The sequence below is a fragment of the Bartonella sp. 220B genome, assembly GCF_026930205.1.
In the GTDB taxonomy this organism is placed as follows: Bacteria; Pseudomonadota; Alphaproteobacteria; order Rhizobiales; family Rhizobiaceae; genus Bartonella.
The window spans coordinates 156,642-181,887 of sequence record NZ_JANHOI010000002.1; the positions used below are offsets into that span (position 1 = coordinate 156,642).

Annotated in this window: 21 protein-coding genes and 1 pseudogene; 15 read left to right on the top strand and 7 right to left on the bottom strand. The window is 36.3% G+C overall.

The window, feature by feature from the left end; all coding sequences use genetic code 11:
• Positions 1 to 257: 257 nt before the first annotated feature.
• The 3 genes from NPX99_RS02320 to relB all read right to left on the bottom strand — a co-directional run bounded on the left by NPX99_RS02320 (position 258) and on the right by relB (position 1,446).
• Positions 258 to 584, bottom strand: coding sequence for a helix-turn-helix domain-containing protein (locus tag NPX99_RS02320; RefSeq protein ID WP_269030152.1), 327 nt, complete (start codon positions 582 to 584; stop codon positions 258 to 260).
• Between the two features lie 386 nt (positions 585 to 970).
• Complete coding sequence (locus NPX99_RS02325) at positions 971 to 1,165, bottom strand: type II toxin-antitoxin system RelE/ParE family toxin (protein ID WP_269030275.1); 195 nt, start codon at positions 1,163 to 1,165, stop codon at positions 971 to 973.
• 56 nt (positions 1,166 to 1,221) lie between these two features.
• Positions 1,222 to 1,446 carry a type II toxin-antitoxin system RelB family antitoxin gene (gene relB, locus NPX99_RS08755; RefSeq protein ID WP_442864047.1) on the bottom strand — a complete coding sequence of 75 codons (225 nt, stop codon included), beginning with the start codon at positions 1,444 to 1,446 and terminating at the stop codon, positions 1,222 to 1,224.
• Between the two features lie 139 nt (positions 1,447 to 1,585).
• Between relB and NPX99_RS02330 the strand changes: the two genes are divergently transcribed.
• Positions 1,586 to 2,119, top strand: a complete 534-nt coding sequence (locus NPX99_RS02330) for a recombinase family protein (RefSeq protein WP_269030153.1) — start codon at positions 1,586 to 1,588, stop codon at positions 2,117 to 2,119.
• Positions 2,120 to 2,180: 61 nt separating this feature from the next.
• Positions 2,181 to 2,484, top strand: a pseudogene (locus NPX99_RS02335) (hypothetical protein).
• A gap of 362 nt (positions 2,485 to 2,846) precedes the next feature.
• Here the strand turns inward: NPX99_RS02335 and NPX99_RS02340 are convergent.
• The 3 genes from NPX99_RS02340 to NPX99_RS02350 are packed head-to-tail and all read right to left on the bottom strand — an operon-like array spanning position 2,847 to position 6,143.
• Positions 2,847 to 3,386: a DUF1254 domain-containing protein gene (locus NPX99_RS02340; protein WP_269030154.1), complete on the bottom strand. Its 540-nt coding sequence runs from the start codon at positions 3,384 to 3,386 to the stop codon at positions 2,847 to 2,849.
• Positions 3,379 to 3,975: a DUF1214 domain-containing protein gene (locus NPX99_RS02345; RefSeq protein WP_269030155.1), complete on the bottom strand. Its 597-nt coding sequence runs from the start codon at positions 3,973 to 3,975 to the stop codon at positions 3,379 to 3,381. The genes NPX99_RS02340 and NPX99_RS02345 overlap by 8 nt, the downstream gene beginning before the upstream one ends.
• Positions 3,976 to 3,992: 17 nt before the next feature.
• Positions 3,993 to 6,143, bottom strand: coding sequence for a transglycosylase domain-containing protein (locus NPX99_RS02350; RefSeq protein ID WP_269030156.1), 2,151 nt, complete (start codon positions 6,141 to 6,143; stop codon positions 3,993 to 3,995).
• Between the two features lie 354 nt (positions 6,144 to 6,497).
• Here NPX99_RS02350 and NPX99_RS02355 point away from each other — a divergent pair, with 354 nt between their 5' ends.
• The 13 genes from NPX99_RS02355 (at position 6,498) to NPX99_RS02415 (ending at position 22,864) form a co-directional block, all read left to right on the top strand.
• The gene (locus NPX99_RS02355; protein ID WP_269030157.1) at positions 6,498 to 6,734 is read left to right on the top strand and encodes a hypothetical protein; all 237 of its coding nucleotides are present in this window, start codon (positions 6,498 to 6,500) and stop codon (positions 6,732 to 6,734) included.
• An 18-nt stretch (positions 6,735 to 6,752) separates the two neighbouring features.
• Positions 6,753 to 7,421: a response regulator transcription factor gene (locus tag NPX99_RS02360; protein ID WP_269030277.1), complete on the top strand. Its 669-nt coding sequence runs from the start codon at positions 6,753 to 6,755 to the stop codon at positions 7,419 to 7,421.
• The gene (locus NPX99_RS02365) at positions 7,418 to 8,851 is read left to right on the top strand and encodes an ATP-binding protein (RefSeq protein WP_269030158.1); all 1,434 of its coding nucleotides are present in this window, start codon (positions 7,418 to 7,420) and stop codon (positions 8,849 to 8,851) included. Before NPX99_RS02360 ends, NPX99_RS02365 begins: the two co-directional genes overlap by 4 nt.
• A 504-nt stretch (positions 8,852 to 9,355) precedes the next feature.
• Entirely contained in the window at positions 9,356 to 9,856 is a 501-nt protein-coding gene (locus NPX99_RS02370) for a tetratricopeptide repeat protein (protein ID WP_269030159.1), read from the top strand.
• A 332-nt stretch (positions 9,857 to 10,188) separates the two neighbouring features.
• A complete protein-coding gene (gene ccmE / locus NPX99_RS02375) occupies positions 10,189 to 10,668 on the top strand; it encodes a cytochrome c maturation protein CcmE (protein ID WP_269030160.1) in 480 nt (159 codons plus the stop codon).
• A 7-nt stretch (positions 10,669 to 10,675) separates the two neighbouring features.
• Positions 10,676 to 12,655, top strand: a complete 1,980-nt coding sequence (locus tag NPX99_RS02380; protein ID WP_269030161.1) for a heme lyase CcmF/NrfE family subunit — start codon at positions 10,676 to 10,678, stop codon at positions 12,653 to 12,655.
• A 1-nt stretch (position 12,656) separates the two neighbouring features.
• Positions 12,657 to 13,067 carry a cytochrome c-type biogenesis protein gene (locus NPX99_RS02385; RefSeq protein ID WP_269030162.1) on the top strand — a complete coding sequence of 137 codons (411 nt, stop codon included), beginning with the start codon at positions 12,657 to 12,659 and terminating at the stop codon, positions 13,065 to 13,067.
• A gap of 240 nt (positions 13,068 to 13,307) precedes the next feature.
• Positions 13,308 to 14,819: a Do family serine endopeptidase gene (locus NPX99_RS02390; RefSeq protein WP_269030163.1), complete on the top strand. Its 1,512-nt coding sequence runs from the start codon at positions 13,308 to 13,310 to the stop codon at positions 14,817 to 14,819.
• Positions 14,820 to 14,899: 80 nt separating this feature from the next.
• Positions 14,900 to 15,586 (top strand): response regulator transcription factor, encoded by a 687-nt coding sequence (locus NPX99_RS02395; RefSeq protein ID WP_269030164.1) that lies wholly within the window; start codon positions 14,900 to 14,902, stop codon positions 15,584 to 15,586.
• On the top strand, positions 15,583 to 16,965 hold the full coding sequence (locus NPX99_RS02400) for a sensor histidine kinase (RefSeq protein WP_269030165.1): 1,383 nt from the start codon (positions 15,583 to 15,585) through the stop codon (positions 16,963 to 16,965). The genes NPX99_RS02395 and NPX99_RS02400 overlap by 4 nt, the downstream gene beginning before the upstream one ends.
• Before the next feature lie 97 nt (positions 16,966 to 17,062).
• Positions 17,063 to 19,987, top strand: coding sequence for a bifunctional [glutamine synthetase] adenylyltransferase/[glutamine synthetase]-adenylyl-L-tyrosine phosphorylase (locus tag NPX99_RS02405; RefSeq protein ID WP_269030166.1), 2,925 nt, complete (start codon positions 17,063 to 17,065; stop codon positions 19,985 to 19,987).
• Between the two features lie 1,092 nt (positions 19,988 to 21,079).
• On the top strand, positions 21,080 to 21,895 hold the full coding sequence (locus tag NPX99_RS02410) for an outer membrane protein (RefSeq protein ID WP_269030167.1): 816 nt from the start codon (positions 21,080 to 21,082) through the stop codon (positions 21,893 to 21,895).
• 435 nt (positions 21,896 to 22,330) lie between these two features.
• Entirely contained in the window at positions 22,331 to 22,864 is a 534-nt protein-coding gene (locus NPX99_RS02415) for a methylated-DNA--[protein]-cysteine S-methyltransferase (RefSeq protein ID WP_269030168.1), read from the top strand.
• On the opposite strand, the gene NPX99_RS02420 is transcribed toward NPX99_RS02415, so the two are convergent.
• A complete protein-coding gene (locus NPX99_RS02420) occupies positions 22,851 to 25,172 on the bottom strand; it encodes a sensor histidine kinase (protein WP_269030169.1) in 2,322 nt (773 codons plus the stop codon). The two genes, NPX99_RS02415 and NPX99_RS02420, sit on opposite strands and share 14 nt — an antisense overlap.
• Positions 25,173 to 25,246: the final 74 nt, after the last annotated feature.

Genomic DNA, 25,246 nt, shown 5'->3' on the forward strand with positions numbered 1-25,246 from the left:
AAATTTTGAAATGCCTAAAAATACTAACAAGTTTGTTTAGCAAAAATGAGAAATTTTTCGAAAAACGGATGAAAGAGATGAAAAATGCAATTTTTTGGTTTTAGAAATAAAGAAAGAGGTTGAATATAAATTCTCTGTGGAGAGTATCCATGCTAACAATCTCCTCTTTTTAAAAGGTCTATATGATAATTTATTATTTGGTAAGAAATTATTTTAAGATTTTTATTTTATTCAGAAATCAACCATAAAATTGCTTTTTATTTTTTCGTTTTGAACATCCTGAAACTTTTCAAAAGTAAATATTCCTCTTTGCTCGATATGCCTTCATCACTAGGGTACGAAATATTTTCTTTTGTTGATAAATCAGTATAAAAAAAGGTAATAGGAACATCTAGTATGTTGGCAATTTCTTGCAAGCGTCCTGCCTCTACACGATTCAAACCTTTTTCATATTTTTGGATTTGTTGAAAGGTTATTCCTAATTGGTTGCCTAATTGTTTTTGAGAAATTCCCATCATCTCTCCTCTTAGGCGAATTTTTCTACCTATAGAAATATCGTTAGAATGTGGATTTTTGTCTTGCACTTTAAATCCCCCCGACTGGGTGCGAGCACCCTCGCATTGGTATTCCGGGAGTTGAAAGAGCTGAAACTTGACTCAGCCTTTTGCTTTTAGTGCTTATCTCACCTGGACATAACAAAAGCTCCCGGAAATCCGGGATATCCGTGAAGCGGATAAATACACGTCTCAAGTTTTGGGTCTTTCATTCCCTGTTGATCGCTGCGTAGACGATCAAAACATTTATTCACTCATAAAGTAATTTCAGGAAATTGACAAGAATAATAATTTTTTACTTATAAAACTTGTTTTTTAATGAGAAGCTGTCCGCCTTTCAAATCTTTTTGTTGATATATCAGCTATCAATATAAAAAAGAGTTTTTAGCGTTTGAGAAGCGATAGCTTTTTTAAAGTCAGGTTGAGATGGGAAATTCACATCGAGCATGTGCTACAGAGGTGATTTCTATTTGTTTTTCAGTTACTTTGTACAATATAAGATAGTTTGGATGTGCTAAAATTTCTCGTAGTCCCGGTACTCTCTCACTTTGGCGGTATAAGTATGGATGCTCAGCTAATAGTAGTACGGAATCTTCTAAAAGTTTCTTCATTTGTCGTGCGGCAGATGGATTTTCATAAGTAATGTAAGTTAAAATTTTATTTAAAACTACGAGCACGAGCTAACCAGACAATGGGTAACATTAGAACTTATTTTTTCTGCTTCGATTTGGTCTATTATATTATCCATTTCAGCCATAACTTCGTCGTGCGGGATAGTAGGATGAGGATTTTCAAGGCTAACTCTTACCTTTTCACGCAACCAAACGTTATAACTTGTTTCCTGTTCCACGGTCTCAAATTCTGAAATTAGCGGAGAAAGAACAGTTTTTATGGTAGTTTTTCCTTTTTACTCTCTCTATTAAGTAATTACTCTTAGTTGTGTTGTCAATTTCAACTCACCAGCAAAAGTTAACCCTTCAGATTAACGCGCTTAAAGATGTTGGTGTACGTGAATATCGTATTTTACTGATATGATGACTGGTTCAACAGATGAACGTGAGGGATTACAGCGTTTATTAGGGCGTGCGGAAAGAGATGATATTATCATCTGTACAAAAATGGATAGGTTAGGACGAAATACTGCCGATATGATCGGCATTATTGATGATTGTTATAAAAAGGGTATTACCTTTTGTTTTCTAGAAAACAATTTCAGTACTGAAGGAGCAATGGGGAAAATGCTTATTCAGATCTTAGCCGCTGTGGCTGAAGCAGAGCGTGCGCGTATTTTAGAGCGTACGAGAGAAGGTAGATCTGCTGCAATGGAGGGGGGTATAAAATTTGGACGAAAACCTCATCATAAAACAGAGATAGCATTATCGTTGATTAAGAATGGTTTTCCTTTTAAAACTGTTCAAGAAAAAACAGGGATTTCTCGAGTGACTTATTTTAGATTAAAAAAACGCATAAATGGAATAAAACCAATTAAAGTAACCAGACAACCTGTTTTTCTAGAGAATAAATATCAAACAGATATTGAAGATTTTATCGGAAACTTATCCTGACAGTTTGGTTGTTCATTTTTTCTTTTTAGATTAATTTATCCAGTATAAGGAGGTGTTTATTATGGAAAAGAAATTACCCAAAAGTTATATGACTGATGCTGAACGTGAGGAATTGCGCAGGTGGTTTGGATCAAGACTGTATCTATCTTTCTGAATCTGAAGCAGCGGATCATGCTGGTGATGACAAAGCAGCGTGGAAATGGTTGGCAATGGCTGATTTACCAGCTCGCACACTCTTATTTCTGAGATCTTAAAATGGTGCACAATTTATACGTGATATGGGGTTTTTTACCAAGAGTGCCGATGAAGAATATGGTCCAGATTGGTTAGACAAAGGTGTTATGACAGGAGGCCATTATTTCTAAAGAATTAGAACGGATTTTGTCTCGTGAAGAAGGCTATGTAAAAAAATCAATGATACATTAGTAGCTAAAAATTATGTGATATACGAAACGATTTGTGTGATCATATTCGCAATATTGGAAAGAGTGGGGATTTATCATCACTTCTTGATATGGAACGTGACATAGTAAAAAGTGATTTGTTTAGGTATGCTAATAGAAAGGCTATGGCGAGTAGCCTTAAAACAGCATTAGCAGAAGGTTTTCTTTTTTCATATTTATCATTTTAATATTCGATTGATTGAGGCTTTAAATATCTATTTTGCTCTATTTGTTTATTATATTATACAAAGAAAACATTTCTATAATTAGAGATTACTGTGCTTTTATCCATTAAATGTGCGACAGGTGGCAGATGAAAAGAAATCTTTGCTTTCTTTCCTAGCAAGTAAAGAAGGAGCAAAAATGCGTAAGAGTGCAAAACCTTTATTCAAATTTTTAGCAACCAAAACGGAATTACGATTGTTTTTAGTTTGTGATTGTTTAAGCTCTATAATTTGTATTGGTTTTCCAATGATGAGGTCGAGTGTAGCATCAGGAGCAGTGCGATCATTAAGGCTATAGAAAATAATTCCATCATATGTGTAGGCTGCTAGTGACCAAAACTGTGTTGTTTTCAAAGCCTTTAAATGAACAGGACCATTTTCCAGATTAAATCGGCAGGCTTTAAGAAGAAAAAATGGATCAGTAGATTGTTGAATAGGATTTTGAGCGTTTAAGTCAACGAATTGATAAGGGGATCCGGATTTTTTCAGTTCTGTCCATATATTATTTTGCGCCCAATAGGGTATGAGAAAGAGAACGCAAATATGGATAATGACAGCGCTAATGATTGTAAGAAGTCCGATGTAAATGAATCTAATCACAGTTTATTTGTCCTGATGGAATTTGTTCCACTGATGGCATTGTAAGTTTTTTCAATGCCGTTGCGGAGATGATTGAGGTATCATATAAGGTCAGAATAAGAGCAAATTTTTTTTGGCTAATCGTTGCAAGCCAATTACCTGGGTACGGCTTTTGTGAAATATTGATGAGAAATGAACCATCGTTCTCATAGATAATGTTATTAGTATAGAGTTCGAAAGGTATTTCTTTAGATGAAGTATACGGTTTGAGTGATCTATCCGCTGTATAAAGGGTAAAAAAGCGTGCTTGAGGAATGTAACCTTTCATTAAGTAATGGCAATTTGGTTGGAGTGGGCGTCCGTGGTTATCTTTCCAAATTTGGAAAATGAGACCTTCTGTGTGCCCAATTGAAATATCACCTCGTTTGGCAGCGCGCGCGCGCGTATAGGGATCAGTGTTGGCTGTTCCTACCTGTGGATAAGCACTCCATTGTCCAATTGTGAGGCGTCCAAAATTATGAAAGGAATTGAGCGCATAATCGACACTCAGTATTCCGCATAAAATGGAAAAAGCAAAAATGAAAAAGGGAATCATAATCTTGAAAAACATTTTAAGAGATCTCAAATTCAAAATTTTAAAGTGCTGATATTTTCCCTTTTCAAAGAGGTTGTAGGCGGCTTTTTCAGGCCATTATTAATCAGACGTACAATATTCAATGTTTCATGTGAGAGCGTATGGGGTATTGGGACTGTAAGCTCGGAATCATTGTGAGAAGGGAATGTCGGTGGTTGATAAGGAAGAAGAGAGTCTTTAACACCATAGAGTTGCTTGAGCATAATATTTTGATGTGCAGAAAGCATAATGCTATGCCATATCATGGCAGGAACACCACCACCAAAGGCGCGATTCATTGATGAAAAGTTATCATTTCCCATCCATACGGCCCCAGTATAATTACCAGTAAAGCCAACAAACCAAGCATCACGATAGGATTGTGATGTTCCCGTTTTCCCAGCAACAAGGGTCATGGGGAGGGCCGCGCGTTTACCAGATCCTCGCGTTGTGACACCCACCATCATTTGGTTTATATAAGCCGTGGTTTGTTCACTGAGAACACGATGAAGTTTATTACCGTTATGTTCTAAGTCCCATACGATACGTCCATCTGTTGTACGGATTTGTGTAAATCCATGGAGATTTCCGGCTATGCCTCCATTCGCAAAGACATTAAAACCAATTGCTTGATCCATAGGTGTCATATTAGATGTGCCGAGAACCATAGTTTTGTGTGATAAGATATGTGCATGGATTCCCATATTTTTGATGAGATCTATGATGGGTTTGGTGTCGCGGTTGAGGTAGTGATAGGTAAGATAGACAGGCACGGTATTGATGGAAAAAGCCAAAGCTGTTGCGAGATCAATTTTACCAAGATAATGGCCAGAATTATTTTTTGGTGACCAGCCACCCCAACTTATGGGAGCATCTAAGACGATTGATGAAGGAGACAGACCATGTTCCATTGCGGTTGCGTAAACATAAGGTTTGAATGAAGAACCAGGCTGTCTGCCACCTTGTGTTGCTCTATTAAATTGACTTTTGCTATAATCCACTCCTCCAACAATTGCACAGACAGCTCCGTTATTGTCAAGAACAACTGTTGCGGCTTGTGTTACCCGGTATTGTTGACCGTATTGATGTAAATGATAGGCGATTGCTTCTTCTGCTGCTTTTTGAATATCAGGATCAAGAGTGGTTTGAATGATCAAATTATGGCTGGGGAGTTGATCATGCATTTTTTTGACTTCATCGAAGACCCAGTCAAGAAAATAATCAGGTTGCGTATTTTTGATTTTTGTAACAGGCTGAGCAGGATGGCGATGAGCGTTGATAATTTGGCTTTCAGTCATAAAACCACTATTAACAAGATTAGAAAGTACCACGTTAGCACGTGTTTGGGCAGCAAAGAGATGTCTATGAGGAGCATATTTGCTTGGGGCTTTGAACAATCCTGCTAACATAGCAGATTCACTAAGGGAAAGATTTCGTATGTTTTTGTCAAAATAAAACTTTGCAGCAGCGGCAATACCAAAATTGTTTCCGCCCATATATGCATGGTCAAGATAAAGTTGCAAAATCTGTTGTTTGCTGAAATTTGCTTCTAACCAGAGGGCAAGATAAGCTTCTTTGATTTTACGTGTTATGGTTCTTTCATTTGTTAAAAACAAATTTTTAGCCAGTTGTTGTGTAAGGGTTGAACCACCTTGAACGACACTCTTCGCTTGTATATTTTGTGTGATTGCTCGCGTGAGTCCTTGTAAATCAATACCCCAGTGATCAAAAAAATGTCTGTCCTCCGTTGCAAGAACAGCTTTAATAACATAATCGGGTATTTCTTCTACAGGAACGGAGGCAACTGGTAATGTACCACGGTGACCGATAGGGTTTCCATATCGGTCTAGAAAAAGAATGGAAAATTTTTCGAGAGAGTACCAATCTTTTTTGGTTAATTCAAAAACTGGAATGCCTACAATGGTAAAAAGTGTAAAACCAATCAATCCTAATGTTAGTGTTTCATCAAGAATTTCTATTATAAAGCGTTTTCCTCCTCGGATATGAAAACATTGTGAGATAATTTTTGCTTTGTTCCAAAAGAAACGGTTAGCAGAACGGATGCGATAAAGTGCTGTATCAAACAATGCATCTAATTCGATGAGTTTAGGACTATGGAATGGTTTGTTATGTTTTTCTTTCTTTTTTTTAAAAAAGTTAAACATATAAAGGAGAGCCTATAACAAAGTGATGAAACCAAATAAATCTATGATGATTATATGGAGTAAAAGGACTTTTTTGCTATAGTGGTAACAGAAAAAGATTTTTATTGAGGATCACGATCATTTATTTCTTACAAATTTTATATTCATATTATATAAATTATGCAGCTTTTTTCTTTTATAATGATTGTATAAATCATTCAGAGGATTTTATTTTTAAAATTATTAAATTTTAGAATTGTATTTATTTATTATGTTATTAAACAGAAATAAAGTGAGTTTTTATGTGTTGTTTTGGAATAATTCAAAAAAACATTATTCATTTTATGTTCAGGTAGAATAGAGTATAAAATATCTATGATGAGAAAATTTTTCTTTTTTGTAATGGTATTGTTTTTTCAAGGTGCGGATTTTGTTCTAGCTTCTGAATGTATTGAAATTGGTAGGGAGATTGCTGTCCAAAAAAATGGGGTTTTGGTGCGTTCGACATCTGTTGTTAAGGATGGAAGAGATACGTGTGTGGTGGTCGTCGTCGTACCTGCTCATGAAGGTGAAAAATTACGTCGTATTGAGGTCACCGTTCCCGCTGATTAGAGCTTGGCAGATGTTGTGATGCGTATTTTAATTGTTGAAGATGATCGGAATCTCAATCATCAATTAGCGGAAGCTATAAGAAGTGCGGGGTATGTTTCCGATAGTGCTTTTGATGGTGAAGAGGCCTATTTTTTAGGAAGTACAGAGTCTTATGATGCTGTAATTCTTGATATCGGTTTGCCATATAGAGATGGAATTCATGTTATTAAAAGATGGCGTCAAGAAGGGTATTTCATGCCTGTTTTAATACTTACAGCGCGAGATCGTTGGTCTGATAAGGTGTGTGGTATTGATGCAGGTGCTGATGATTATGTTGTTAAGCCATTTCATTTGGAAGAAGTGATGGCGCGGTTACGTGCATTAATTCGTCGAGCAACGGGGCATGCGACAAGCACATTATGCTGTGGTGGTGTTTTGTTGGATACCAAGACCTCTCGTGTTTTTGTTAATGATCAATTGATTAAATTGACATCCTATGAATTCAGACTTCTTTCCTATCTTATGCATCATTGTGACAGAGTGGTTTCAAGGACAGAGCTTACTGAACATCTTTATGCTCAAGATTTTGACAGAGATTCGAATACGGTAGAAGTTTTTGTGGGGCGGTTACGTAAAAAGCTTGGAGTAGATTTGATTGAGACTATTCGAGGAATGGGTTATCGCGTGAAAACGCTAGGTGATCAATGAATGTTTTAAAAAAGAATAACGGGTTTAGGAGGCTGTTTTTTTTCGTTAGTAAATCTCTCAGTTTACGCGTTATGATCTTATCAACGTTATGGGTGGTTATTTCACTTTCATCGATCTCTGCAGTCAGTATTTTATTTTATCAGCGCTTAAGTGAGCAAAATCTAGAGCGTATTCTTTCTACCCAACTTTATAGTCTTGTTGCAACAGTAACGGTTTCACCTGAGGGAAATTTGGAAGGAAATGTTGGGATTGATGATATTCGTTATTCCGATCCAACAACGGGATGGTATTGGGAAGTTATTGCTTTATCACATAATCTAAAAGGAAGATTAACATCTCCATCATTGGGAACAGGAAGAATATTGGCACCGAGCGATGTCGATATACCTTTTGATAGTAAATTCTTTCGTTCTTATCGAATAAAGGATAACAATGGTCAGAAGTTACAAGTCATTGAGAGTGATGTTGTTTTGGATAATCAAAATCATATTGCGCGTTTTCGTCTTATTGGAAATATTGATGAAGCACATGCACAGGTGCGGGGATTTAAACGGACTTTACAAATTCTTCTTTGGAGCTTTGGTATAGGGAGTGTTCTTATCAACATTGCTATTGTTTTATTTAGTTTTCAACCGTTGAAGCTTATCCAACGAGCATTGAATGATATTCGCGCAGGTAGAAGTCATTATGTGAATACGGATTTAATAAGTGAAGTGATGCCGCTAGTACAAGAAATGAATGCACTCATCAAGAATAATCAGCGTATTATTGAACGGTTTCGTACACAGGTTGGTAATCTTGCTCATTCGTTGAAGACACCTCTGTCAGTGACTATAAATGAGGTTGACAAGATGTGTGGAGAACATGCTTTTGTGTTGAGAGAGCAAATGCAAATAATGCAAGCTCAAATAAATCATTATCTTCAGCGTGCCAGAATTGCAGCACAGTGTGACAGTATTGTTTATCAGACATCTGTTCGCGAAGTGATTGATCGTTTGGTACGGGTTATGAAAAAACTTAATCCTGAAAAGCAGTTTCAATTTGTTATGGATGTCGATGATATTGTTTTTTCTGGTGAAAAGGAAGATCTAGAGGAAATTGTAGGGAATTTGATTGAGAATGCTGCTCAGTGGGCGCGCGCAAAAGTTATCATCTCCTGTCATTTAGAAAAAAATGTTAAAGAAGCAGAATCCTTTAGTATTCTCGTAGAGGATGATGGCTCTGGTTTAACAGAAGACAAGATTGATGAAGCTTTAAAAAGAGGGCGTCGGTTTGATGAAAGTAAGCCAGGGACAGGTTTAGGGTTAGCGATTGTTTCAGATATGGTCAATGAATATGGTGGAAGTCTTTTTTTATCGCGTTCTGACCTAGGAGGATTATACGCAAAAGTTCTATTACCCAAGGCTCTGCATAAAATATTTCCTTTTTAATTGAAATTATATATTGAATTTTGTAAGCATGCAGTAATATTTTATACAATATAAATGATGTAAGAGTTATTTCAGAACTTTAAGGCATAATTTTTATAATAAACATATAGGAATAAAGCTTTGTTTTTGTATTTTTGATACTCATGCAAAAATGAAAGCTAAGTTTTTACAATGCTTTCTATGAGAAATGGATTTCTCTTGTTTTACATCAGTGTTCTTGTAAAAAAGGGGAAACGGAAAGATTGGTCATACTAATGAATTTGCGTATTTCTACCCAAATAATATGCTATGATGATTTTTAGAAATACTTTTTCTCACTGTTTTGGCGAGTTTTTTTATTTTAACTATGAATAAAAAAGAGTGGGAAATTCAAACCGTTGATAGTTATAAAGCTATATCTATTCGTTTAACTCTAATAAGATCTGTATGCATTATAAGAAAAGATATATTTTAAATGCTCTTAGTATTTTATTTGTTCTTTGTATAACATGGAGCATTTACAGTTTGACAGGTAATCCAAAAGTTAAAAGCTATTTTTTTAGTGAATTAATGGATAAGGATCCAACGACACTTAGTAGGCATGAACAACTTGTTCGTTTGCAAGTGCTTTTTTTTCGCGCTCCTCATGATGGTAAGTTAGCAGATGCGTTAGCAGTAGGATATCTCGAGGAAGGTCATTTTCAGAATGCCATCAATATTTATTTAGATGCGCTTCGCTTAAATGGAGAATCTGCTCCAAGGCTTGTTGGGTATGGGTTGGCATTGGTTGGTTATGAGGGGGGAATCATGACACAACAAGCACAAGATGCTTTTCAAAAAGCAGCGGATTTAGCGCCAAAAGATTTTTATCCTCGTTTATTACTCGCTGAAGCGCTTCATCAGGAAGGCAAGTCTGCGCAGGCAGTGCGGTTTTTACAAAATTTTCTTGATACAATGCCTGAAGATTTTTTAGGACGATTGCGTGTTGAAGCCATGATAGCTCAGTTACGTAATTTACCAAATTAAATATTAAAAAAGTAATGATTATAGCAAGTTTGGACTATTAATCAGAAGAAGTATAAAAATCCAGAAGAATAAATGAAGTGGTGGTTACACTAGGTAGTTTAAGATACGTGACGAGGAAATGAAAGAACTAAAACCAAGGAATGATGCGACAAAATAAATTAAGGCATGATGAGGGAGAGTTTTTAGCAAAAGGAACTATTTTATAAGTGGGGAAAAAGGCATTGAGAAGCTCTTTAGGAAGGGAAAGATATTGGACTAAAAAGTTGCATGCATAGAGAAGATATGCAAAGCTCTTATAACGTGTTTATAAAGAGAATTCTTGTAGAGTGTCTATGAACAGTCAATTGTTCCATAATTCTCCTTCATTGAGAGCCATTTTAAAGCAACGAAAAAAAAAGCGATTGCTGATGATTTTATTATGTTGTTTTGTGATAATGCTTGCAGCAAGCCTTCTTATTTATGCAATGCGTAATACGGTAAGTTTTTTTCGAACGCCATCTGAAATTACAAAAGAGGATATGCTAACGGGGCGCTCTTTACGTTTGGGCGGTTTTGTTGAAAAGGGGACTGTTCAATATGTTGGAGAGAGGGGCATTATTTTTTTCGTAACGGATAACATAAAACACGAAAAAGTGATTTTTGATGGAGTTTTACCGGATCTTTTTCGTGAAGGTCAGGGGGTTGTTGTAGAAGGATATTTTGATAAACAGGGCTTTTTTATAGGGACGCGTGTTTTAGCAAAGCATGATGAAACTTATATGTCTAAAGAAACAGCGCGTTACTTGAACAAACGTCACAGTGTGGAGAGATAATTCGATTGTGCTTGTCGAACTTGGCCATATTTTTTTATCAGCAGCCTTTGCAGTGAGTTTATTGCAAGCACTCTTCCCAGTTTTTGGTATTTTATGGGGGGAGCGTTCATTGATGCAAATGGGTATTCCCCTCACATATATTCTTTTCACATTATTGCTTTTATCTTTTTTGATTATTGTTCATGCACATTTGGTATCTGATTTTTCTGTTTTGAATGTTGTTGAGAATAGTCATTCGGAAAAACCAATATTGTATAAAATCACTGGTGTTTGGGGAAACCATGAAGGGTCGATGTTGTTATGGGTTTTAAGCCTCGCTTTTTTTAGTACATTGATGGCGTTATTTAGCCAACATTTGCCAGAACAGTTTAAGGCACTTATTCTAATTTGCCAAAGTTGGATTACAAGCGCTTTTCTTTTATTTATTCTTTTTTTATCTAACCCATTTTTACGTGTTAATCCACCGGCTTTGCAGGGGAATGATCTTAATCCTCTTTTACAGGATATATCCCTAGCGATTCATCCACCGCTTCTTTATTTAGGCTATGTTGGTTTTTCAATTTGTTTTTCTTTTGCAATAGCGGCTTTAGTCACAGGACATGTCGATAGAATTTGGGCACACTGGGTTCGCCCTTGGGTTCTCCTTTCTTGGATTTTTTTGACACTTGGTATCATGGTTGGATCCTATTGGGCTTATTATGAGTTAGGATGGGGTGGTTATTGGTTTTGGGATCCAGTCGAAAATGTTTCATTTATGCCCTGGCTTTCAGGAACAGCTCTTTTGCATTCTACAATAGTTCTTGAAAAGCGGGATACATTGAAAAGCTGGACTTTATTTTTAGCTCTTCTGACTTTTTCTCTTTCTTTGATGGGGACTTTTCTTGTTCGTTCTGGCCTTTTAATATCGGTTCATAGTTTTGCTGTTGATCCAGCACGGGGATGGGCAATCCTTTTACTTTTATCCTTCTTCATGGGAGGAGCTTTTTTGCTTTTTGCTTTGCGTGCACCTGTTTTGCAAGCAGGACGATTATTTCAGCCAATTTCACGTGAAGGTTTTATTATTTTAAATAATTTATTGCTTACAACAATAACAGCAACAATATTGGTTGGTACGATTTACCCTTATTTTATTGAGGCATTCACGGGACAGAAAATTTCTGTAGGTGCTCCTTTTTTTAACCTCACCTGTGGACCTTTAATGATGTTATTGTTGTTTTTGGTTCCATTTGGATCAATGATGGCATGGAAACGCGGTGATTTTTTTGCAGTTTTTGAACGGTTGTGGTTTGTTTTTGCGTTAGTTTGTATAGCCTGTTTTATAACATTTTATGCTGCATCTTTTCGTAATATTTTTGCTGCTTTGGGAATTGGACTTTCAGTTTTTGTTTTTTTAGGAAGTTTAGCTGATCTTTGGGAAAAAAGTGGACATCGCAAGATAACTGTGTTGGTGCGGATTAAAAGATTTATGAGATTATCATGGTCCGTTTTTGGTGCAGCAATAGCACATATGGGATTAGGTGTTACATTATTTGGTATTGTCTGTGTTGCGACTTTTGGGCAAGAACGTATTCTCACCATGGACATAGGAGATAGTGTCACAATAGCAGATAAAATCCTTCATTTGGATGAAGTGCGTGACGGGGTTGGACCCAATTATTCTACAATGGATTTTCATTTTACAGTATATGAAAATAAAAGCGCTGTGCGTAGGGTAACAGCATCAAAACGATTTTATTCAAGTCAAAATAAGTCAACAACGGAAGTTGGTATTCAAAATCATGGCTTATCTCAATTATATATTGTGCCAGGACGTGTAGATAATCAGGGACTTGTTTTACATATATGGTGGAAGCCTTACGTAATATGTGTTTGGTTAGGAGCATTCATGATGGCTTTGGGTGGATGTCTTTCTCTTTTGGGTTATTGGTTCCGCATGAGAGCACACGACAGAAGGCTTCTTGCTTTAAATTTTCTGGAAAAACATTAACATGAAAAATTTATTTCTTTGGACTTTGTTTTTTTTAATTATGATTTTTCCTTTGCCGTTGGTGATAGCAGTAGAGCCAGATGAAATTTTAAAGGATACAGTTCTTGAATCACGTGCGCGAGATATTTCATCGCGTTTGCGTTGTCCTGTTTGCCAAAATCAGTCAATTGATGATTCAGAGAGTGTTTTGGCACGTGATCTACGATTTTTAATTCGGGAAAGATTGCAAATGGGACATAGCAATCAGCAAGTGATTGATTTTCTTGTTGAACGGTATGGTGAATTTATTCTCTTAAAACCGCCATTTAATAAAACAACTTGGTTTTTATGGATGTCGCCTTTGGTCATTCTCATTATTGGTGCAAGCACCATATTTTTTAGAATAAGATACTGCAAAAATACAAAAAAATAATAATTTTGAGTGGAGATACAGAAAAAACAGTCAAAAATATCGTTGTGTTAAAAGAGGTGTTGTATAAAGAAAAACTTAAGTGATTTAAATTAGTAATTCAACTTTGTGGGTAAGTGATGTGTTATTGTATTCTTAAACCTTACAAAACTTTAATATTTTAGACAGAAAACGGTAAGGTCTGCTGTTTTATAAGTGATCACAATCTAGATAAAAATATGATTGAATAGGAGCATATACCAAATGGTTAAAAAAACTTTCTTTAAAACATTAATCGCAGTCAGTTTTTCCGCTGCGTTGGAAAGTGCACTGTTTTTTAGTGGATGTGGATCAAGCTTGTGGACGACAGCGGCTCATGCCAATTCTGTATTTACTTCATTCATGCAGCAGCCAGGATTTGCAGATATTGTTTCTCAAGTAAAACCTGCGGTTGTTTCAGTGCAAGTGAAGAGCAATAAAAAGAAAGACGAGTGGTCCTTTAGCAATTTTTTTAGCGGACCAGGTATCGACCAGTTACCAGATCAACATCCTTTGAAAAGATTTTTTAAAGAGTTTTATGATTTGGATAAGCCTAAAAATAAGTTTCCATCACATTCACACAGACTTCGTCCTATAGCTTTTGGATCAGGATTTTTTATTTCGTCTGATGGTTATATTGTAACCAATAATCATGTGATTTCTGATGGTACTAGTTATTCTGTTGTTCTTGATGATGGTACAGAATTGACTGCTAAGCTCATTGGATCAGATCCACGAACTGATCTTGCAGTTTTGAAAGTGAACGACAAAAGAAAATTTTCCTATGTTGATTTTGGTGATGATACAAAGCTTCGCGTTGGTGATTGGGTTGTTGCTATTGGTAATCCATTTGGTCTTGGTGGCACTGTAACAGCTGGTATTGTTTCGGCACGTGGACGTGATATTGGCACAGGTTCCTATGATGATTTTATTCAGATTGATGCTGCTGTGAATAGAGGAAATTCTGGTGGACCAACTTTTGATCTCAATGGAAAGGTTGTTGGCGTTAATACAGCAATTTTTTCTCCTTCTGGAGGGAATGTTGGGATTGCTTTTGCTATTCCAGCAGCGACAGTGAAACAGGTTGTGCAACAACTTATCGAAAAAGGTTCTGTTCAGCGTGGTTGGCTGGGGGTTCAGATTCAACCCGTAACGAAGGAGATTTCAGACTCAATAGGTTTGAAAGAGGACAAAGGTGCTTTAATCACTGATCCATTAAAAGGACCAGCAGAAAAGGCTGGTATAAAAGCAGGGGATGTTATTATTTCAGTGAATGGTGAGAAAATTAATGATGCTCGTGATTTAGCGAAGCGTATAGCAAATATTAGACCAGGTGAAACAGTGACGTTGGGTATTTGGAGGTCCGGTAAGGAGGAAAATATAAAAGTTAAGCTTGCTTCAATGCCTGAAGATGAAGGAAAGAAAGAGGGGTCAAAATATTCAAATAAGCGCAATGATGCAGATGAAACATTAGAAGATTATGGTTTGATTGTTGCTCCTTCTGATGATGATATAGGATTGGTTGTAACGGATGTAGATTCAGATTCAGATGCTGCAGATAAAGGGATACGCCCCGGTGATGTGATTATAACAGTGAATAATAAGTCTGTTAAAAAGGTTTCTGATATTACCGATACAATCAAGTATGCTCAAAAACTAGGGCGAAAAGCGATACTCCTACAAGTGCGAACAAATGGTCAAAATCGTTTTGTTGCTCTTCCAATTTTCAAAAAATGACATTTCGTTTATGGTAGGGCAGAGGTTTTGTAGATCTCTGTCCTACAACACGATTTGATAAAATAACGGAGATACGTTTTATGAAGATACTCGTTATTGAAGATGATCGTGAGACGGGTCGTTATCTCGAGAAAGCTTTTTCGGAAGTAGGGCATTCAGTTGATGTTGCCTATGATGGGGATACTGGATATGCTTTAGCTGATACGGAAAATTACGACGTTATGGTTGTTGACCGGATGCTTTTGCATCGTGATGGTCTTTCTATTATTTCTGAATTACGTTCTAAAGGCAATGAAACACCTGTTCTCATCCTATCAGCTTTAGGGCAAGTAAATGATCGTGTAACGGGTTTACGTGCAGGGGGGGATGACTATTTGACAAAACCTTATGCTTTTTCTGAGCTTCTTGCGCGCGTTGAAGTATTGCAGCGGCGGAAAAATCCTAAAGAGGCAGAAACTGTTTATTGCGTAGGCAATCTTGAACTTGATCGGTTAGCACATACAGTGAAACGAGGTGATAGAAATATTATATTGCAACCCAGAGAATTTCGTTTGCTTGAATATTTGATGCGCTATGCTGGTCAGGTTGTTACACGTACTATGCTTTTGGAAAATGTTTGGGATTACCATTTTGATCCGCAAACAAATGTCATTGATGTCCATATATCCCGTTTAAGAGCAAAAATTGAAAAAGACTTTGATCTCCCACTTCTCCATACTGTGCGTGGAGCTGGATATATGCTGAAAGCACCAGATAACAAAACATGAATCGTCTGATCAATATAATACGTACGACTGCATTTAGGCTCTCAGCACTTTATATTTTATTATTTGGCTTAGTTGCAACAGGGCTTTCGATTTATATGACAGCGTTTTCTGCTTCGTTGCTAACGAAGCAAACAGAGCAAGCTCTCCATGAGGAATTAAAGTATATCGAAAATGCTTATAATTATGGTGGGCTTCCTTTATTAATGCGCACTATTGATTATCGTTCACGACAACCAGGGGCTTTTCTTTATCTTGTTGCTGATCCTATGGGGCGGATTTTAGCAGGTAATGTTGCGCGCATTGAATTAGGGCTTTTGAATCATAATGGCTTGATTGCAAATTCTTTTTTGTATTCACGTTTTGGAGAACATGGCAAAACAAGTGAACATCGTGCTTTGGCAATTGTTGTTGATTTGCCCAATGCCATGAAGGTTCTGATAGGGCGGGATTTGGATGAACCAGAACGTTTCGCAGTGGTTATTCGTAAAGCAGTTATGATTGCTCTTGCAGCAATGCTTGGAGGGGCTTTACTCATATGGTTTTTTGTTGGTAGGCGTGCCTTGCAAAGGATTGATCATGTTACAGCTGCATCTCAACGTTTGATGGATGGTGATTTCAGTGAGCGTTTGCCTGTTTCTGGGGTAGGGGATGAGTTTGATCGATTGTCGGCTAATCTTAATGTTATGTTAGAGCGCATTGAAGAACTAAATATTGGTTTGCGTCAAGTATCTGATAATATTGCACATGATTTGAAAACACCGCTGACACGCCTTAGAAATCGTGCTGAAGAAGCACTTTCTGGGCAAAAGACAAAGTTTGAATATCGTCAAGTACTTGATGGAGTCATTGTTGAATCCGATCAGCTTATTCGTACTTTTAATGCCATTTTAATGATTTCACGCATTGAAGCGAGCAGTGCAATTGAGCATCTTGAGGTTATGAATATGAAGCTTATCCTTGAAGATGCCGTTGAACTTTATGAGCCTTTTGCTGAAGAATCAGGTGTTTTACTTCAGTTGGGGGATACATTTGATAAAGAGCTTAAGTTGAATCGTGAGCTTATTGCGCAATCAATTTTTAATCTTATCGATAATGCAATTAAATATGCCTCTAAAGATGAAAGAGAGGCGAAGGTTTGCTTATCGATGGAATATCGTGATGAACATTTATTGGTTGTTGTGAGCGATAATGGTCCAGGCATTGCAGGGGATAAACGCGAAAAAGTAACAGAACGATTTTTCCGTCTTGAAGAAAGTCGCACACAACCCGGTTTTGGTATTGGTTTAAGTATAGCAAAAGCTGTTATGAAACTGCATGGTGGTGAACTTTTACTTGAAAGTGCAAATCCAGGGCTTAGGGCTGTTTTATTGTTTCCTTAAAGATATTTCTGCTTCATTATGGTTTAATATCTATAACTATTTTTCCTTACAATATAATGCATTAGAAAAAGGTAAGATACCTTTTAAGGAAGTATAGATGAAAGATGCTTTTTTAAAAACACAATTGCTCTCTTTATGCCCCCTTGATGAGAGCGGTACTCAATGGTTGAAAGACCTTGAAGAACAAGCAAGGAAAGAAAAGTTAGAATCGCTTGTTTCTTTTTTTTCAAAGAGGGGAAAACAAATTGAATTTATCAGTGCGATTATGACCTTATCTCCTTTTTTGCGTGAGGTTTTAATCGCCAATCCATCGTATCTTAGCCCCTTATTGGATGTTGACATAGAAACAAGACTGAGCGAAATTATAGATGATATTGCAGTTATTGATAAGAATGAAGCTATACAGGAAACTTCATTAATGGCTGCTTTAAGACACAAAAAGCGAGAAGCACATATTCTCATTGCTTTAGCTGATTTAAGTGGTGTTTTTACTTACGAAATTTCATGCACGTGGTTAACGCGTTTGGGAGAAGCCGCATTAGGTGTAGCCCTCCGTTTTCTTTTAAGAGAGGCACACGATCATGGTAAGATAAGTTTGTCAAATCGTGATGATCCTGAAAAAGACTGCGGTTTAATTATTTTAGGAATGGGAAAGTTGGGGGCAGGAGAACTTAATTATTCTTCTGATATTGATCTTATTGTTTTCATTGATGAAATGTCACCTCATATTGGTAATCTTTCTGAGAGTGTTGATATATTCTCTAAAATAGTACGCCGCTTGATCCGTATCATTCAAGAACGCACTGCGGATGGATATGTCTTTCGTCTTGATTTTCGTCTTCGACCTGATCCAAGTTCAACCCCTTTAGCTTTACCAGTAAGGACTGCATTGCGTTATTACGAGGGGCGCGGGCAAAATTGGGAGCGAGCAGCTATGATTAAAGCACGCCCAGTAGCTGGCGATAAAAAGGCAGGCTTTCATTTTCTCAAAGAGCTTTTTCCTTATGTATGGCGAAAATATTTAGATTATGCTGCTATTGCGGATATTCATTCGATCAAACGTCAAATTCATGCCTATAAAAATTATGGTCAAATTGCTGCTTATGGCCATAATATAAAATTAGGGCGAGGGGGAATTCGGGAGATTGAATTTTTTGTTCAAACACAACAGCTCATTGCTGGTGGTCGTTTCCCTCAATTACGTGGACGTCAAACAGTCGCAATGTTGGCAGAACTTCACACGCTTGGTTGGATTAATGAAAAAACGAAAGAGAATCTTGTAAAAAGTTATGCTTTTTTACGAAATGTAGAACATCGTATTCAGATGCTTGCAGATGAACAAACACACCTTCTTCCAAATGATATTTCTCAGTTTACGAGTGTAGCTCATTTGATGGGCTATCAAGAGAGCAGCAGCTTTATTCGTGATTTATTAAAAACACTTCGGGTTGTTGAAAAACATTATGCTGCGCTGTTTGAGAATGAGCAAGAACTTGGTTTAGAAATTGGCAATTTAGTTTTTACGGGTGAACAAGATGATCCAGAGACATTAGTAACATTAAATCGTTTAGGTTTTGAAAGAGCAAGTGATATTTGTCGTATTATGCGCACACTTCATTGTGGACGTTATAAAGCAACGCAATCTGCGGAAGCACGTGAGAGATTAACAGAATTAACACCAGCACTTTTGAAAGCTTTTGGTGCGACAAAGCGCGCAGATGAAGCGATGTTGTGTTTTGATAGTTTTTTACAGGGTTTACCTTCAGGAATTCAGCTGTTTAGTTTATTGCAATCTAATCCCTCTCTTTTGGATATGTTGGTACTTATTATGGGAGCCGCTCCGCGTCTTGCAGAAATTATTACACGTAAACCCCATGTTTTTGATGGAATGTTAGATCCAACCATTTTTTCAGAATTACCAACAAAAACTTACCTAGAAAAACGACTTGAATGTTTTCTTGAAGGCGTAACTTCTTATGAAGAAATTCTCGACAATTTAAGAATTTTTGCTGATGAACAGCGCTTTTTGATTGGTATTCGAATTTTAAATGGTGCAATTACGGGAGAAAGAGCAGGTTTTGCATTTACGGCACTTGCTGACCTTATGATTGCAAAAACTTTTTCTGCGGTTCAAAAGGAATTTTTTCGTCTTCATGGCAATATTAAAGGGGGACGTGTTGGTATACTGGGTATGGGGAAGCTTGGAAGTCGTGAATTAACAGCTGGTTCGGATGTTGACCTTATTTTGCTTTATGAACACGATGAAGATGCAGAAATATCTGATGGAGAAAAGCCTCTCTATATCTCTCAATATTATACGCGTTTGACACAGCGTTTGGTTGCAGCTTTATCTACTCTTACAAGCCAAGGGGTTCTTTATGCCGTTGATTTAAGATTGCGGCCATTAGGCAATAAGGGGCCTGTTGCTGTTTCTTTTCAATTTTTTAAAAAATATTATCGCAAAGAGGCATGGATATGGGAACATCTTGCTTTAACACGAGCACGGGGTATTGCAGGAGATTCTGATTTTTTACAAAAGTTAGAAAATGAAGTTCGTGCAATTATTTCTTTTTTTCGTCATAAGAAAGACGTAGCAAAAGCTGTATGTGAAATGCGTACTTTGATTGCAAAAGAAAAACCGCCAAAGAATCAATGGGATTTAAAAACGATGCCTGGTGGTATTATGGACTTGGAGTTTATTGCCCAATTTGCTCTTATTACGCATGTAATTGCATTTCAAATTGGAGCAACGACAGCGAATATTTTAGTACAATTACCGAACAGTTTTCTTAACCAGTCGTTTGTTTCTGATTTGCATCATGCTTATAGCCTCTATACAAATTTGAGCCAAGTTATACGGCTTTGCTTAAATACTTCTCTCGATACTCATGATATGCCCCCTAGGTTAAGCGACCTTTTGTTAAGAAGCGTTGGCGAACCTGACTTGCTCCGCGTTGAAACATTAATTGAGGAAAATAGGCAATCTGTATGTTCAATTTTTACAAAACTGATGAAACATTAAAGTATTTTATAAATAATTATGGAATTGTTTTTTATAATATTATCTAAAATATAAATATGTAATTTGAAAATAGTGATCAATGAAAAATAAAAATTTTACTAAAAATTTATTTATAAATATTTTTAATTTAATATTATTTATTTTATATTTTAAGTGATTGTTTTTATTGGTAATAGGTATGATTGAATTATTATTACTCTTTGTTTATACATTGCTTTTTTATATTTTATTTAAGTATGGGTTTTAGTGAACAGAGAAGCAAAACTGTTTGTGATGGATTTTTTGGCTAAATAAGTTCATTCTAACTGTTATTGTTCATGCAGAAAATTCAAGTAAGCTTTTTTGTACCTTTTAATGGATGCTTCTTTTTATTCATTTTTCTTAATGTATATCTGTAATATCGCTTCTATATTTGCCAGCCCCCAATGTTGCGAAAGCCCTTGCATTAAGACGATTCATAAGAGGCATTTTTGTTCCTTTCTTCTAGAGTTTTTACCCACACGCTAGCCCCACTTGTGATGTGTAAGCAAGTGATTTTGATTGATTCAAGATAAGCAGGTTTGAGATGAGAGAATGTTACAATATTTGGGGGTCTAATTCAATATGCAAAACAGTAAACTATCTTTATAAATCAATATATTATCTATATTGATCTGTATATCAAACAGATATTTTTATGAACGCGAAGATGAAGATTTTTCAGAACAAATGGTCTCTTTAGCGTTAGCGCAAAATTTTAGCAAAATTTCACAAATTTTGTAGCTTGTTTTTTAGCAGATACATAACAGAAATATATTGAATAAAGTGGAATGAAACGCTTTCTTCACTAGATTAGTGCGCCTTATTTACTCTTTAGCGGTCTTCTGTTTGTATTTGGAAAATAATAAAAATATGCAGAAAATAAAAGATTACAACAATGATAATGATAGAAGAATATTTTTAAAAATTATGATATAGTTCTTTAAATTTGTTTTAGTTTTTATAATATATATTTAATTTTTTCATCACTGTATCATTTTTGCTACAGATTTTTTGAAAAAAATATGAATAATTGATTAATTATTGTGTCAATTAGCTTTTAGGGGAGCATATATGACTATTAAATACTTAATCACAACTTCTATTATTTCTTTAACTTTATTTTCTGCAGCGCAGGCAGCGGATATTATAGTCCCTGAACAATCAACATCTGTTATTGCAGTCCCAGCATTTTCATGGACAGGGTTTTACATTGGAGGTCAACTTGGTACTTTTTCCAGTAAGACTACTTTGAGTTATGTAGAGGATGACGATACAGAAAAATGGATTCCAGTGAAAAAGGAGCGTTTGCCTAAACTTTCTGGTTTTGTAGGGGGTATCTATGCGGGTTCCAATGTTGATATCGACAATGGCTTTATCATAGGTGTTGATACAGATGTGATTTGGTCTGATAAAAAAAGTACTGAAGATATCAGTTCAAAAGATGTTGAGCCGTCGCAAAAAAGTCGAAGTGGGGTAGCAGGAACAAGTCGGTCTACAGAGCATACAGATGCTGATTCTATGACAGTGCAATATACTTTAAAACAAAAATGGGCTGGTGCTACAAGGGCACGAGTGGGTTTTGTTATTGATCGTATGATGCCTTATGTTGCGGGAGGAGTTGTTTATACGCAGCTTCGGAATGTTTTGGCAGTGCCACTGAATACAACGGATAGGGCAGTCAGTCTTGCTGCTTTGCTGCATGATGAAAAAAAGACGATGATTGGTTATACCCTTGGAGGTGGTGTTGATTTTGCAATGACCGATAATGTTATTGTGCGTGCGGAATATCGTTACTCAGATTATGGTAAGAAAAAATTCGCACAAGACAAAATTGAAATGAGCTACAAAACGAATGATTTTCGTGTTGGTGTAGCGTATAAATTTTAATTTATTGCAAGATTGAATTTTAAAAGAGAGCCCTATTCAAAAATGGGGCTCTTGTTTTTTCAGAGATATAGAACATCCTCTTTTTAAGAGAGCGACTATCTTATTTAGAGTATCTTTAGAAAAGTCGCGCTTTTCTATTCCTTAAATATTATTATTTTTTTGCTTTTTAGCTAAATGAGCTTAGTCTACTATGTTGAAATTGTGCATCTTAGAATGCATTATCATTTGTTTTTGTTAGAGCTATGAGAATTTAAGAGTAAAAAATCATTCAGATTCTTGCCATTCTCTTTATGTTTTTATAAAGTAATTTAAGTGTGATTTTGAATAATCGTTAAGAAAGAGAGATTTAAGATTTTTCCTTACTTTATGAGAGTATAATGAAAAAATTTCTTTCTTTATAGTGTTCAAAATTTTTAAAATATAAAGAGAGTCAAAATGCTGAGTATTTCCCAAAAGAGAATATTTTGCCTAAAAAATATTTCAATAGGGGGGCTTTTAGTAGCAAAGTCTCAAAAAGGGATTTGTAATATAGCATTGGGAGATACTACAGAACAATTATTACAGGAATTCATCAGTCGTTTTGGTAATGTAAAATACGTGGATAATGACAATAGGTTTAAGAGAGAAGTTGCACATATTGTCGCCATGATAGAAACGCCTAAATTAGCAAGGAAATATGATTTTCCTTTAGATATAAATGGCACAGTTTTTCAACAGAAAGTATGGACGATATTATGCGAAGTACCATGTGGTAAAACAATTTCATATGAAATATTAGCACAACGTATTGGTATGCCCCATGCTTTTCGTGCAGTCGCGAATGTATGTGCACGGAATGAATTAGCAATAATTATTCCTTGCCATCGTGTGGTGCGCAAGAATGGTTTTATTTCTGGATATCGTTGGGGTGTTTGGCGAAAACAGATTTTGCTACAACGAGAACAAAAGGGGGAGGTTAACTTTGTTTGATTGGCATTGTAATGCTTACAGTTGTACCTTTCATTTCTTTAGAAATAATTTCAAGTTTTCCTTTGTGTAATTCTAGCAAGGAGCGTGAAATAGCTAAGCCAAGGCCAGAGCCCGTATGAGTTTTAGTGAGTTGATTTTCCACTTGTTCAAAAGGTTGTCCAAGTTTTTTAATTGCAGATTGGGGAATGCCAACACCTGTGTCTTTAATTTTACAAATAAGGTTATTTTTTTTCTTAAAAGCGCAGATGTCAATACTTCCTCCAGAAGGTGTGAATTTAACAGCATTAGAGATGAGATTAAGAAAGATCTGTTTCATGGCACGGACATCAACTTCTGCATGCAGTTCTGGAGCAATATTTGTTGTAACAGAAATATTTTTTTCTTGAGCCAGTGGCGTAAGTGTTCGTGCTGCTTCACTGATGATAGGCTCAAGATCGATATTTTTACAATCAAGAGTTAATCTTCCAGCTTCGATTTTTGACATATCAAGGATATCATTAATAAGGGTTAGGAGATGGGTTCCTGAATTGTAAATATCACGCATATATTCTTTATAGCGTTGTGAGCCAAGAGGACCAAAGGTGGATTGCAACATAATATCTGAAAAGCCGAGAATAGCATTAAGAGGAGTGCGCAATTCATGAGACATATTGGCTAAAAATTCTGATTTAGCTTTGTTAGCACTTTCAGCGCGCTCTTTTTCAGCTTTCAGACTTTTATTAAGTTTTTCAACTTCTGTTGCACGTTGTTGAGCATTTCCTCGCGCACGTTTGAGTTCTTGAATGAAAGAAAAAAGGCGCCTTTCACTATCTTCAAATTTTTCTTGTTGTTGTTTAAGTTCAGAAATATCTGTACCAATGCAAACAAGCCCTCCATCTTGAGTGCGTCGTTCATTAATTTTAAGCCAATAACCGTCCGCAGTTTGGCGAATACTGGTTAAGTTACCACTTCCATCGTCTTTGAGGGGATACTCACTCATTGCAGGGCGAGCCATGGCTTCGACAGTTGCACGTTGGATTCCTGATTGTAAAACCTGTTTAGGGATAGCGGCATATTCGCAAAACTTGCTGTTGGACATGACTAAACGTCCTTCTGAATCCCATAAGACGAAAGATTCCGAAATATTTTCAATTGCGTCGCGAATCCGAAGGTCAGCTTGTGCTGTTTCTTCTGCGAGTTGGCGCTGTTCACTAATATCGAAGGCAATACCAACCAAATGGGGTTCTTCTTCATCGGTAACTTCAGCACGAATACGCATCCATATATAATGACCATCAGCATGACGCATGGGGACATTAATATCAATATGTTTTTTTTTACCACTCATTAATTCTTGAGCAAGATCGAAAAAATTAGCATCATTTGGATTGATAATGGCGGTAATTTGCGAAATTGAAAGCAATGCTTCTTGAGGCACATAACCGAGCATTTCATAAATTGCCCGTGACCAGTAAACTCGTCCGCTAGCCATATTCCAATCCCATAGGCCACAACGTCCACGCATCATGGCCATATCAATACGGTTTTGAATTTTTTCTGAAATCAAATCTGTATTGCGTGCCCTTATAATTTGATTATAATAGGCGTAGAGTAAAGCTAAAATGACAGCGCTTGTTCCTATGAACAGGGTCATATTTAACGAGAAAATTTTTCGCCATTCCATAGAGATATATTGTGTTGTTTCGCTGATAAAAACACCATATTGTCCATTTTCTGTTTGCTGAAAAGAAGCAAGAGCAGGGACATCTTTACCTACTGTAATTTTCATAACTCCAGCATGTTTTCCTAGAGATTGTAAAGCAATGCTTTCAGGGGTAAAATTCTGTAAGGGTTTTCCTAAAATAATATCAGAACTTGATGAAGCTAAGACATTGCCTTTTTGATCAACGATGGCAATAACAATATTGGGATTGATAAGTTGTTGATTACTAAAACTGGTGAGGATATTTTGCAAATGATTATGAGAAAGAGTAGAAATTTTACCTTTTTGCGTAGCGGCAAATAAATCCCGATCAATTATATTGGTGATATGAGAGGCTAAAAGAGTGAGGGTAGAACGTGTGTTTTTGTCAATCTCATGGCGCCAATCGTAGAGTGATATGAAACGAATTGCTGCCAGCACAACAAGAAATGCAAGAATTACAAATGGCAGTGAACGTCGCAGCCAAGGTTCAATAAAAAGAAGTCTTTGATAGGCTGAACCAGAAAAAAGATTGAGACGCTCTTTTTGCGCTTTATGATTTTGTGCGCTCGATTTTGAATCAGCATATGTCTCCGTTGGCGCATTGTATGCGTCCAATTCAGCCATTTTTCGTTCCTTTAATGATGGAATAATACATTTTAAAAACTGCTTCGATATTCATAATAACTCCATAAAGTGCA